At 40.2% G+C, this 12,275-nt stretch carries 11 protein-coding genes; 10 read left to right on the top strand and 1 reads right to left on the bottom strand.

Annotation, left to right across the window (positions count from 1 at the left end):
- Positions 1 to 837: 837 nt before the first annotated feature.
- The 10 genes from HWQ36_RS05260 to HWQ36_RS05215 all read left to right on the top strand — a co-directional run bounded on the left by HWQ36_RS05260 (position 838) and on the right by HWQ36_RS05215 (position 11,493).
- Positions 838 to 1,905 (top strand): response regulator, encoded by a 1,068-nt coding sequence (locus HWQ36_RS05260; RefSeq protein WP_292698811.1) that lies wholly within the window; start codon positions 838 to 840, stop codon positions 1,903 to 1,905.
- A 49-nt stretch (positions 1,906 to 1,954) separates the two neighbouring features.
- Positions 1,955 to 2,332 carry a response regulator gene (locus HWQ36_RS05255; protein WP_012411883.1) on the top strand — a complete coding sequence of 126 codons (378 nt, stop codon included), beginning with the start codon at positions 1,955 to 1,957 and terminating at the stop codon, positions 2,330 to 2,332.
- Positions 2,333 to 2,336: 4 nt separating this feature from the next.
- Complete coding sequence (locus HWQ36_RS05250; RefSeq protein WP_292698809.1) at positions 2,337 to 2,834, top strand: chemotaxis protein CheW; 498 nt, start codon at positions 2,337 to 2,339, stop codon at positions 2,832 to 2,834.
- A 61-nt stretch (positions 2,835 to 2,895) separates the two neighbouring features.
- Positions 2,896 to 5,721 carry a methyl-accepting chemotaxis protein gene (locus tag HWQ36_RS05245; protein WP_292698807.1) on the top strand — a complete coding sequence of 942 codons (2,826 nt, stop codon included), beginning with the start codon at positions 2,896 to 2,898 and terminating at the stop codon, positions 5,719 to 5,721.
- Between the two features lie 120 nt (positions 5,722 to 5,841).
- A complete protein-coding gene (locus HWQ36_RS05240; RefSeq protein WP_292698815.1) occupies positions 5,842 to 8,877 on the top strand; it encodes a hybrid sensor histidine kinase/response regulator in 3,036 nt (1,011 codons plus the stop codon).
- A 215-nt stretch (positions 8,878 to 9,092) separates the two neighbouring features.
- Positions 9,093 to 9,518, top strand: a complete 426-nt coding sequence (locus tag HWQ36_RS05235; protein ID WP_292698805.1) for a hypothetical protein — start codon at positions 9,093 to 9,095, stop codon at positions 9,516 to 9,518.
- Between the two features lie 414 nt (positions 9,519 to 9,932).
- On the top strand, positions 9,933 to 10,136 hold the full coding sequence (locus tag HWQ36_RS05230) for a hypothetical protein (RefSeq protein WP_292698803.1): 204 nt from the start codon (positions 9,933 to 9,935) through the stop codon (positions 10,134 to 10,136).
- Between the two features lie 79 nt (positions 10,137 to 10,215).
- Positions 10,216 to 10,461: an antitoxin family protein gene (locus tag HWQ36_RS05225; protein WP_292698801.1), complete on the top strand. Its 246-nt coding sequence runs from the start codon at positions 10,216 to 10,218 to the stop codon at positions 10,459 to 10,461.
- The gene (locus HWQ36_RS05220) at positions 10,458 to 10,871 is read left to right on the top strand and encodes a PIN domain-containing protein (protein ID WP_292698799.1); all 414 of its coding nucleotides are present in this window, start codon (positions 10,458 to 10,460) and stop codon (positions 10,869 to 10,871) included. Before HWQ36_RS05225 ends, HWQ36_RS05220 begins: the two co-directional genes overlap by 4 nt.
- A gap of 193 nt (positions 10,872 to 11,064) precedes the next feature.
- Positions 11,065 to 11,493, top strand: a complete 429-nt coding sequence (locus HWQ36_RS05215) for a hypothetical protein (RefSeq protein WP_292698797.1) — start codon at positions 11,065 to 11,067, stop codon at positions 11,491 to 11,493.
- Positions 11,494 to 11,708: 215 nt separating this feature from the next.
- On the opposite strand, the gene HWQ36_RS05210 is transcribed toward HWQ36_RS05215, so the two are convergent.
- Positions 11,709 to 11,993, bottom strand: coding sequence for a DUF427 domain-containing protein (locus HWQ36_RS05210; RefSeq protein ID WP_292698795.1), 285 nt, complete (start codon positions 11,991 to 11,993; stop codon positions 11,709 to 11,711).
- Positions 11,994 to 12,275 lie beyond the last annotated feature (282 nt).

Below are 12,275 nucleotides of genomic sequence, written 5' to 3'. Positions count from 1 at the left end.
GAATTAAATCTTACCCTACCTCGGATGGTGTCACTTTGTTTCCAACAAAGATTGCTGATCAGGCAAGTCCTCTTGTCAATAGGCTTTGAGACGCGCTAACCCTGCAATATTCGCTTTAATTTGTATTTTAACTTAGGGTTAGTTTGGTAGTAACGTAAGCGATGCCTGCGGTGGTCAATGCAACATCTCCAAGAGCTACGAGAGCAGCGTAATGAATTGCAAAACCGCTACTTACCCCTCATACAACATTCACAATAGAAGTAAATTTGCGATCGCGCAAATTTTTTGGACAACCAGAAAAATTCACTTGGAGACTTGATTAATTTCATACCTTTTTCTGGTCTAGTCATTGGCTCTTCTGAATTATGTTTTATTTTTGTTAAAAAAAATCAGTATTATCCCTGTAGTTATAACAGAGCTATTTAATTAAAAGTGGCTTTATTTAGTACTTGTATGCTTATAAACTCGATTTTACTTAAGTGTAAATACAGAAGTTCAAATATATTATTTTAAGAAAATCAGTATTATTCCTGTGGTCAGATTGGGGTTACTCAATGGAAAGTGGCTTCATCTAGTCTTGACATTTTTATGTCTTATTCTCCAAAGATGTCCGTAAATCTCAGTAAGAGGAAGTAAATTAATCATAATTTACGAATTTGCTGAGATTTGATCATTTAAAAATAACGCTGTTTTCGTTGAGTTTCACCACAAACCCTAGATATAAACTGATGTACTTTAAAATACAAAAGTTTGATGCTTTTTACTTGCTTTCAATTGTGGAATAACTCTAGACGAATTTAGCTGACACGTATCGAATTTAGCTGAAGTAAAAGCAAAATGAGCACAACTCCTATAGGTAGCTACAGGTTGTTCCAGAAACTACATCCGCTATCTCTCTTGGCACAATTAACCAGTCGGCGTGCTACAGGGTGCTTAAGCATATTTACTGGAGTAGTTTCTTGGTCAATTTATCTAGAGGACGGTAAACTTACTTATGCCTCCTATTCAGATAAACTGTTTGAGCGGCTTGACAGTCACTTGCGACGCTTAAGCCAGCAAATTCCTGCTCTCAATAGCGCCACTCGCGTGCAGATGCGGCTGATGTTTGAGACGAAGAATGAACATCAATCAATACCCAATGCGGATTACCAAGCTATTTGTTGGTTAGTAAATCAGGATTATATTACTTCTGTGCAAGCAGCAAGCCTGATAGACGAATTGGCAAAAGAAGTACTGGAATCATTTCTCTGCTTAAAAGAAGGTAGCTATGAATTCAGCCCGGAAAGCTCTTTGGATGAACTACCAAAGTTCTGTCGCCTGGATTTGCGGTTACTTGTTGAACACTGTCAAAAGCAGTTAAGAAATCGGCAAAATATCCAGTCATCAATTCCGGCTGGTGCGGGTTCTCAAGTTTTGTCTAAGATACAACCGTCTCAAGTTCAGCCACAACTCAAAATAAAACTTGGGCAAAAGTTGCCGATACCAATCAATTTTGATAATCCTGAGAATAATAAAACCATTCAGCCATCTGTTGGCAAAAAACTATATACAATTGCCTGCATTGATGATAGCCAAACAGTTTTGAATTCCATTAAACACTTTTTGGATGAAAACACATTTTCTGTTGTAACGATCAACGATCCGGTGAAGGCTTTAATGCAAATTCTGCGGAGTAAGCCCGATCTGATTTTGCTAGATGTTGAGATGCCAAGTTTAGATGGTTACGAGCTATGTTCCTTATTACGAAAACATTCAGCTTTTAAACACACACCTATCATTATGGTCACTGGTAGGACAGGTTTTATCGACAGGGCAAAAGCGAAAATGGTCAGATCGTCAGGATATTTGACTAAGCCTTTTACACAATCAGAATTGCTAAAAATGGTTTTTAAACATCTTGGTTAATTTAGTAGCAACCAATAACTATAACCATATTTTTTAGGAGATTTATATAGTGAGTCTGACTTTACTTGGCACAATTCTGATTGTAGAAGATTCCCCCAGTGAATTGGAATTAATGAGCCATTATCTCAAAGAGAGTGGTTACAACGTAATTAAAGCAAGTGGTGCAAAAGAGGGTTTAGAAAAAGCTGTGTTAGAAAAACCAGATGCGATTGTTACTGATGTTGTAATGCCAGAAATGAGCGGATTTGAATTGTGTCGTTCTCTGAGAAGAAATCCGATTACTGCAAAAGTGCCGATTGTGATTTGTAGTTCCAAAAATCAAGAAATTGACCGTTTATGGGCTATGAGACAAGGTGCAGATGCCTACATAACTAAGCCTTATACCCGCGAACATTTGCTACGTACTATTAAATCAGTGGTAATTTGAATCAATGACTAGTACAAACATTGCACTTCCTTTAAAACCAACTCAAAATAATTTAGTAGATAGTTATCTGAAGTTTCAGCTAAATCAACAGACTGCTGCTGTTTTATCAATGAAGCATACGCAAGAAGCAATTCTTGTGCCGATTGAATCTGTAACCTCAATGCCTAATATGCCAACCTGCATATTAGGATTAATGAATTGGCGGAGTCGGATAATTTGGATAGTCGATTTGCCAAGAATGCTCAATTTAGAATCTTTAGATTATCGGGTGCGGCAGTATAATGCCATCGTTATCCAAGTGGAATCATTGATGCTAGGTTTAGTTGTGCAAGAAATCAAAGGTACAACTAAGTTCATTGCTGATGAAATTCATTCTCCTATAGGACAAGTGGCATCCAGTTTAGTTCCTTATTTATGTGGCTGCGTTGTCCAACAAGAAGAAATCTTGCTGGTATTAGATGCACAGGCAATTGGGCAGTCTTCTATTCTCCGCAGTGATTAAAATGCACTACTAAAAAAAGATTTTTAGTGTTCTTATTCACATAGTTAGGAAAATTACTTTTATGTTTAATAAAACCAACGCAAATCAAGGTAGCAGCGCTCAAAATAGAGCATCGCTGATTTCATCCCAAAAAATAACTGGTAGTGTCATCAAGCTACCAACTAAGAATAGTAGTGAGGCTAATAATTCTTCGCTAAATCCAGCTTTTGCCTTTTTTACAAAACTCGGATTGGCTAAGAAGGCGACCATTTTAGCGATCGCAATTGGTACAATACCAGTATTGGGCATCGGTGCGATCGCTTTTACTTTTGCCAACAAGTCCATTACTAAGCAAATTACCCAGTCTCAACAAGCTGAAGCGACTGGTTTAAGTGACAAAATTAACCGCTTCATGTTGGGACGCTACGGTGATATTCAGGTAATATCAAGTTTGCCTTTTTTGACAAGTCCCCAAGCTAGTGTAAGTACTACCAATCCACAAAAACAAGCAGTCCTAGATCGAATTGTCGAAGCCTACAAAGCTTATGACAGCGTTGCTGTTTTTGATCGTCAAGGTGACTTGATTGTTCAATCCACAGGCGAAACCCTGGACAATCAAAAAGACCTTACCTACTTTCAAGACGCTTTACAAAAAGATACTCCTGTCATCAGTAAACCGGAAGCAGCAAAAAATACTGGTGTAGTGAGTATTTATATAGCTGCACCTGTGAAAGAGACAAGGACGGGCCAAACCATTGGCGTGGTAAGAGCGCGGCTGCCTGTAACATCCTTAGAAGAAGTCATCAAAAACTACGTAGCCAATGGACAACAATACCAGTTGCTTGATGCTTCGGGAACAGTTTTCTTGAGTCCTCAAAAGAAATTATTGGGGAAAGAGGCAAAGGGAGAGTATTCTAATTTATCTAAACTGCTGGCAGCAAACAAGGTAGATAGTTTTATAGATGTTCCCAAAACTGACAAAAAACAAAAATTAGTCAGCTACGTACCAGCCACCAAGCTAGATGGCTTACCTGATTTAAACTGGCAAGTACTTTTGTCCACAGACACAGCAACTGTATTTGAGCCGCAAAGACAACTGTTGTGGACTATAGCCGTTGGTACAGCACTGACAGCATTGATTGTGGGTGCGATCGCATCTTGGTTAGCTAAACTGACTACACAGCCAATTCTCACTGCAACTGCGGCATTAACAAAGCTTGGTCAAGGTAAATTCAATACCCGTGTGGAAATCGAAAGAGAAGATGAATTAGGGGTATTGAGTGCAAATATCAACCTGATGGCCGAACAATTGCAGGTTTTAGTTAAAGAACAAGAAGTAGACGTTGAAGGGGCAAAATTACTAGCAGATATTACCCTACGAATTCGGAGAAGTCTGAAAACTGAAGATATTTATCACGCAGCAGTGAAAGAAGTTCAGCAAGTGCTAAAAACAGACCGGGTAATCATTTATAGTCTGAATCCAGATAATCGGGATGGCGTTGTTGTTGCGGAATCGGTAACTGGTAATTGGCCAGAAATGCTCGGAGTGAAAATCGACGATCCTTATTTTCGGGAACGTTATGTAGAAATTGCTCACGATGGACAGGTGCAAGTAGTTGCAAATATTCATCAAGACCAAAGTCTGAAAAATGCCAACGGTTACATCCAACTATTAGAAAAATTTGCCGTCAAAGGTAATTTGGTTGTACAAATTATTGCTCAAGAGCAACTTTTAGGCTTATTAATTGCTCATCATTGCGAAACTGTGCATGTTTGGCAACAGCCGGAAATTGACTTGTTTCAACAGATAGCAACTCAAGTCGGCTATGCCTTAGAACAAGCCAAGTTATTAGAGGAGATAGAACAAGTTAGGAATGTTGAAATCACCGATTCTGCCGATGAACGGCATCAAAAAGAAACCCTGCAACAGCAACTTTTAGAACTACTCAACGACGTAGAAGGTGCAGCCAGAGGCGACTTGACGGTGCGTGCAGACGTGACGGCTGGAGAAATCGGCACTGTTGCCGACTTCTTCAACTCAATTGTCGAAAGTCTGCGCGATATTGTTACCCAAGTTCAAAAAGCTGCCACCCACGTTAATACTGCCATTGGCTCTAACGAAGGGGCAATGCGCCACCTAGCAGAAGAAGCGCTTACGCAAGCTGCCGAAATCAACCGCACCCTAGATGCTGTTGACCAAATGACCCAATCCATGAAAGCCGTAGCCGAAAGCGCCGAAAAAGCTGCTTTCGTTGCCAATCATGCGGCTAACACCGCTACTAAGAGTGGACACGCGATGGATTTAACAGTACAAAATATCCTGTCTTTACGGGAAACTGTGGGTGAAACTGCTAAGAAAGTCAAACGTTTGGGAGAATCTTCGCAACAAATTTCCCGTGTAGTTTCCTTGATTAACCAAATCGCCATTCAAACTAACTTACTAGCCATTAACGCCGGCATAGAAGCAGCGCGTGCAGGTGAAGAAGGTCAAGGTTTTGCCGTAGTTGCGGAAGAAGTCGGTGAATTAGCAGTCAGAAGTGCCGCAGCAACCCAAGAAATTGAACAAATTGTTGAAAATATCCAACGAGAAACCAGTGAAGTAGTTCAGGCAATGGAAATAGGCACTACCCAAGTGGTGGAAGGAACTCTAATTGTGGAGGAGGCTAAACAAAGCCTGAGTGAAATTTTGGATGTATCGCGTCAAATTGACTCCTTAGTACAGTCGATTTCCACTGCAACTGCATCTCAGGTTGAAACATCGCAAAGTGTTAGCCAATTGATGAAAGATATTGCTGCTATATCAGAACGCACTAGCGATTCTTCTCGTCAAGTTTCCGAATCTCTGCAACAAACTGTGGAGATTTCTCAACAGTTACAAGAGACTGTCGAGGCTTTCAAAGTTAGTTAAGTTTGTCATTTGTCATTTGTCCGTTGTCATTAGTCATTAGTCATTTGTCTAAAACTAATGCCCAATGTCCTGTTTGGCCAATGCCCAATGCCCAATGCCCAACGACTATTAACAAAAATTATGCTACAAGACAAAGAATTAGAAATCCAGATGCAGTTTCTCGAAGAAGCAACTGATTACTTAAATACCTTAGAAGGGGTATTGCTGGAAATTGATACTACTAACCGTATCGATTTAGAGAAAATCAATGCTGCACTCCGAGCCGCTCATTCTATTAAAGGCGGCGCGGGGATGATGGGATTTAAATCGCTAAGTCATTTATCTCATCGTTTGGAAGATTCCTTTAAAGTTTTAAAAACTAAAAAAAATTCTCTAGAAATTGACACCCAGTTGCAAAGTTTATTGCTATCTGGAGTTGATTGGCTGCGTCAGATTGTCGAATTACTTGCAGAAGGAAATGTTGTCGAAGATGCATGGTTAGCAACCTTTTGTTACCCAGTTTTTGATGAGTTACATGATCGCTTAGGCGACCCCACCCCGGAGGATGCCTCATCTATGCTATCTCCAGAGGATGGACAAGACGTTATCCCCTTGCTATTTGCAACAGAAGTAGAAGAGTGTTTGCAGCGTCTAGAATCTGTATTGGCAGATAGCGAACAGCCCGGATTGCATGAAGAAGTTGTCATTATGGCAGCAGAATTGGGCGGTTTGGGTGAAATGCTCCAGTTGGCAGCTTTTAGCAAGCTTTGTGAGTCAGTAACGCAGCAATTGGAAACGGTTAGCAGCTCGCGCATTCCCGAAATTGCCCAGTTAGCATTGCAAGCATGGCGGCGATCGCAAGCTTTGGTGCTGACAAATCAACTAGATAACTTACCTACAGAACTTGATTTTGGTAGTTATACGCAATCCCAGCCACTATTACCAGCAGCAGAAGTAAGCCCACAGCTTCTCCCCGCACACATAGATATTGTCGATCCAGAAGTAGTGCCAACACCTGTTTGGCAACCAGAAAACACTAGAGAAAATTGGACTAATGATGAATTGGCGCAGCCCAGTGCAGGTATCGCTGCTAATTTTACATTTGTAGATGCAGAATTTGCAGATGATGTTAATTCTATTAATGTTACAGAACAAAATCCTATATTTGCTAGAGACAATAATTCTTCAGACGCTAAATCTAGCGAAGGCAAAGTAGAGTCAAATGGCGTTGTTAAAGAGCGGGAAAATCATGAAAATAGTGTTCGAGTTCCCAGCAAACAACTAGAGCAAATTAATGATTTATTTGGCGAACTAATTGTTCAGCGAAATGGCTTAAACTCGCAACTAGAAAGATTACGCAAACTCGTTCGTAACCTGAATCAGCGAGTACAAGTTCTCGACCGAGAAAACCAGGATTTGCGTATAGCTTATGACAAAATTTCTACTCAAGCTACTGGGCTGCGAGTACAGGCTGAAAATAGCGACCAAACACAAGACACAGAATTTGATGCCTTAGAAATGGATCGCTATAACGATTTAAACCTGCGATCGCAGGAAGTTATGGAAACCATTGTTCAGGTACAGGAAGTTACAACTGATGTGCAACTCAGTGTAGATGATACAGACCAAATCGCTCGTAAACTCAACAAAACATCCAAACAGTTACAGACAAAATTAAATCACATCCGAATGCGGCCACTGTCCGATTTGACCGAACGTTTTCCTAGAGCCTTGCGCGATTTAAATGTAGAGTATGGGAAAAATGTTCAGTTAAAAATTGAAGGTGGCAACACTTTAATTGAACGCAGCATTTTAGAAACATTAAACGAACCTTTAATGCATCTCTTAAGGAATGCTTTCGATCATGGTATCGAGGACTCTAACACCCGCCGCCTTCTCGGTAAACCAGAACAAGGATTGATTGAAATTACAGCTAGTCACCGCAGTAATCGCACCCTGATTACCATCCGAGATGATGGTTGGGGCATTTCTCTGGAGAAAATTCGCACCCGCGCTTTAGCTATGGGATTGGATGCTTCTCTACTCGCTAATGCTAGTGATGAAGAACTGTTATCACTAATTTTTGAACCAGGTTTTACCACCTCCGAGCAAGTTACGGCATTATCAGGTCGCGGTGTCGGCATGGATGTAGTTCGTAACAACCTCAAACTAATTCGAGGAGATGTCAAAGTTGATACGGAACCAGGAGTTGGGACTACCTTCACTCTATCATTACCATTCACACTTTCTGTTGCACGAGTTCTGCTGGTAGAAATCAACAAAATGCTGTTGGCATTTCCCACAGATGTCATTTCAGAAATATCCTTACTCCAAGACGAGCGAGTTTTCCAAATGGCAGGTAGCGAAGTTCTAAATTGGCAAGGAAATATGTTGCCACTGATTCGCCTAACTCCTTATTTAGAGTTTAATTGCCTCCGCTACGATACTTCAGAATTAGAGACTCCGGCAGCAATTAATACTAACAGTGTATTAGTAGTAAAAGGGAATAATCAGCCAGTCGCAATCCAAATAGACCGTTGCTGGGGTGAACAGGAAGTTGCTATTCGCCAAGTTGAGGGAAATATACCTTTACCGGAAGGCTTCAGCAACTGCACAATTCTCGGTGATGGTCGAGTAGTGCCGCTAGTTAATGTTAATGAATTGCTATATTGGATTGCTACAAATCGACGGACTCCCAAAGGTATTCAATTACCATCAGTAAGGTTAAAAACACCGTTTTTAATATTTGATGAGAACAAAATTTCAGCATCATCTGTTAAGCAAAAAGGCACGATTTTAATTGTAGATGACTCGATTAATGTCCGCCGCTTTTTAGCTCTGACCCTTGAAAAAGGAGGATATCAAGTAGAGCAAGCTAAAGATGGTCAAGATGCTTTAGAAAAACTCCATAGCGGATTGAAAGTTGAGGCCGTAATTTGTGATATTGAAATGCCTCGCCTAGATGGTTATGGCTTTTTAGGTAAGGTAAATTCAGACGTTGATACAAAAAATATTCCAGTTGCAATGCTGACTTCTCGTAGCAGCAATAAACATCGGCAATTGGCTATGCAATTGGGGGCACGGGCTTACTTTTCTAAACCTTATAATGAGCAAGAGTTATTGCAAACGCTGGAGGAAATAATTCGTAATGTGGCAGAAAAGGCAGCTTCTAATTGATAATTCATAATTAGGTTTAATATATTTTTTATGGTGCGTTACGCCAAAGGCTAACGCACTATTTTAACCAATTTGAAACAAGAATGCGACAAACAGACCATTTGTAGAGACGCGATGAATCGCGTCTTTACCCAAGGATGTGTTGCAATCATTAATTGAATTCGTATTAGTATCCTGGCGACTAGAAGTCGCGGCTACACAGACAAAACCCGCCTGTGCGGGTTAATTTTGATACCTATCGCAGTTTAGATTTTTCTTATCCACAACAGGTAGAGAGATTTATTCACAATTGGTTTGCTGCTAATCCAGAAAAGGGGGAGCAGTTATGCACTGCATTGAAAGAATCAGGTAAGGAACGGATTCAGGATTTAGTGAAAAATCCTCTGCGGTTGACGCTGCTCTGCTTGAATTGGCAATCAGGAGATGGCAAATTACCCGATACCCAAGCGGGACTCTATCAGCAATTTGTAGATGACTTCTACAAGTGGAAAAAAGTTTATAGTACCTACTCTAATTCAACAGGAAGCTTGGTCAGCACTGCAACAAACAGAACGTACAAAAGCGATCGCAGCCTTAGTGCAACTGCTGCAACCAAAAGATTTTCAGATGTGCATTTGGATGCAGCAGAATGTTTAAGCTGAAATGCGCTCATAATATGCCTTATCCCAATTTTTATGAAACTTGCCATCAGCATAATATTTTTACTCCTGCAATGCGAAGCTTAAAGAAAATCCTCTTCACAAGAATAATTTAAGTACTTTTGCAGCAACGTTACAAATGAAGTTTCCGTGGTAACAACAGCTTCTCCATTTGTTAGCAATACAAAAGCGGACGTTAAGAATAAAATTGTTGTCATTACCACAGCTTGTTTGCTCGTTTCCAACACAATTTGTTTTGTTCAGAATGCTTATCCGTTGGTAATAAAAACTTGTTCGTTCATTAACAACACAACTTATTTCGTTCAAAACGCTTATGTTTTCGTTACCACAACTTAAGCAAAACTTATTAATGAAGTTGTTTCGTTACCAGAGCTTATTTATTTGTGGCAAACGCTTATGCGATCATTAACAACGCTTAAGCAAAGCTTATCAATGAAATTGTTTCGTTACCAGAGCTTATCTATTTGTGACAAACGCTTATGCGATCGTTACCACAGTTTAAAAGCATTCTCTAAAACGATCGCAAATAACGATTTCTACAATGGGCTACGCCTACGCGCAATTTTGCTTCTGCCAATTTACGGCACTATATTATCATGATTGTGGAAGCGCGATCGGGTGAGCTTCGGGTACTTTAGATTAGCTCACACAAATGCTGCACAAGTTTCAGAGGTTTTTTATGAACAAGAGAGTAACAGTTGTATTTGACGGGGGTGTTTTGCGCCCAGATGTCCCTTTAGATTTAGCACCTAACACGCGTTATGTAATTATAATTCAAGAGTTGAAAGAAACATCATCATCCGGGGATGCTTGGGATGTGCTGGAAGCGATGGCGGGAACTGTTGACGCACCAGAGGATTGGTCTAGCGAACACGATCATTATTTGTATGGTACACCGAAGAAGGCAACTCCAGACAATCCATGAGTGATGAGCGCTTATTTTTGGATACGGTATTTATCCAGGCTTTGTTGAGTAAACGCGATCAGTATCATCGTCAAGCTAAAGCATTTCTGCCAAGAGTACGAGCAGCAACAGATGTTTGGGTTACAGAAGCAATATTGGTGGAGGTTGGTAATGCTTTGGGTGCTGTCAATCGTCCAGGTACGGTGCAATTTATCCAGCAGTGTTATAAGACAGCTAATTTACAGGTAGTAACGGTGGATACATCATTGCTTGCCCGTGCGTTACAACTTTATAGCGAACGTCCTGATAAAACTTGGGGTTTGACAGACTGCATTTCTTTTACAGTGATGTGGGAAAAAAGCTTAACTGATGCGGTAACTGCTGATTTGCATTTTGTGCAAGCTGGTTTTCGAGCATTGTTGCGGGAGTAATTGATGAAAAGACACTTTTAAAAACGCGCAGCATCTTGATTGTGACTTCTGAATTCTTCTTCAATCAATTAGATTTTGAATCTCTGCGTTATCAAAACCCGCTTGGCAAATTAAATTTAAACATTATGATGTATCTATGTAATTGTACAAGTTATTTTTTTATTTTTTGACAAATTAGTACAAGGAATTTTAGGTGGCACAAAACAAGAGAAAAAACGCTGTTGTTCAAGCTATTTACACAGTCGTTGCCTTGGGTTTGGTAATAATGCAGGTGGAATCAGCCCAAGCTGCTACTTTGACGGTTAACAATCTTGATAACAGTGGCGTTGGCTCATTGCGAGACGCTATCAACATTGCAAGTAGCAATGATGTGGTAGAGTTCCTATTGGGTAGTAATCCCAGTACAATTACCCTGACAAGTGGGGCACTTGCGATCGCTAAAAACATGACTATCAATGGCCCAGGTGCTAATTTACTTACCATTAGTGGCAATAATCAATTTCCAGTGTTTAACATTAGCGCCGCCGATGTTACATTTTCCGGGCTTGCGATCGCTGGTGTTATACTTGCTGGTGGTCTGGCTTGGCTAGCGAAGAGAAAGCAAGCCCCACTTTGTGTTTAAAAATGTGGAGGTTGACACAAGTCAACCTCCACAAAATTTTGGTATCCGCTCAATAAATCGGGGCGAACTACCAGTTCAGGAACGAGTTTACGTCATTTGAGCCTTGTCACTGAGCGATTTACCCCGGATTATTGAGCGGTTACAAATTTTGTTTGATGATTGCTGTAAATACTAAATCAATTTTCTGAAACTAAAATACATCCAGCAATCTTTATTTAAGCCTCTACTTTTACACCCTTCCAGAAGGCCACATAACCCTCAATATTCTTAGCCTTCTCCTTGGTGCTGGGATAGTACCAAGCAGCATCTTTGTTGATTTGTCCATCAACTTCAATACTGTAGTAGCTAGCAACACCTTTCCAAGGACAAGTACTGTGGGTGCTACTGTCTGTGAAGTACTCCTTGTTAATAGAGTCAGCAGGGAAATAATGGTTGTTTTCCACAACTACGGTGCGATCGCTTTCGGCTAAAACTGCGCCATTCCAAATTGCTTTCGGCATAAGTGAGTTTGCAAATAAACTATACACTTAACATTTTGACACGATCAGCTTATTTTATTCTCCTGAACGCTTAACTTACACCAGAGTCCATCCAACCTCAAATCAATAATCAATAAGGTTTATAGAAAATTTGGCAATGCCAGTATTAATTGGCATCACTTTTGTTTATCAAATTAAAAATTAAAAGTATTTGCTTCTATCATGAAGATTTTCTAGCATCTTGGTATGGAAACTTAAGTAGTCAAAAAAAGCTGGATTTTGGAAAACTCGATTTGAAAAACC

The organism is Nostoc sp. NMS2 (assembly GCF_017115105.1).
In the GTDB taxonomy this organism is placed as follows: domain Bacteria; phylum Cyanobacteriota; class Cyanobacteriia; order Cyanobacteriales; family Nostocaceae; genus Nostoc.
This window is presented reverse-complemented; position numbering and strand designations above follow the sequence as displayed.

Bases quoted from the DNA above. Each gene is read 5' to 3' on its own strand.
- HWQ36_RS05260 (WP_292698811.1), top strand. From the start codon at position 838: ATGAGCACAACTCCTATAGGTAGCTACAGGTTGTTCCAGAAACTACAT.
- HWQ36_RS05250 (WP_292698809.1), top strand. From the start codon at position 2,337: ATGACTAGTACAAACATTGCACTTCCTTTAAAACCAACTCAAAATAAT.
- HWQ36_RS05245 (WP_292698807.1), top strand. From the start codon at position 2,896: ATGTTTAATAAAACCAACGCAAATCAAGGTAGCAGCGCTCAAAATAGA.
- HWQ36_RS05240 (WP_292698815.1), top strand. From the start codon at position 5,842: ATGCTACAAGACAAAGAATTAGAAATCCAGATGCAGTTTCTCGAAGAA.
- HWQ36_RS05230 (WP_292698803.1), top strand. From the start codon at position 9,933: ATGCGATCATTAACAACGCTTAAGCAAAGCTTATCAATGAAATTGTTT.
- HWQ36_RS05225 (WP_292698801.1), top strand. From the start codon at position 10,216: ATGAACAAGAGAGTAACAGTTGTATTTGACGGGGGTGTTTTGCGCCCA.
- HWQ36_RS05220 (WP_292698799.1), top strand. From the start codon at position 10,458: ATGAGTGATGAGCGCTTATTTTTGGATACGGTATTTATCCAGGCTTTG.
- HWQ36_RS05210 (WP_292698795.1), bottom strand. From the start codon at position 11,993: ATGCCGAAAGCAATTTGGAATGGCGCAGTTTTAGCCGAAAGCGATCGC.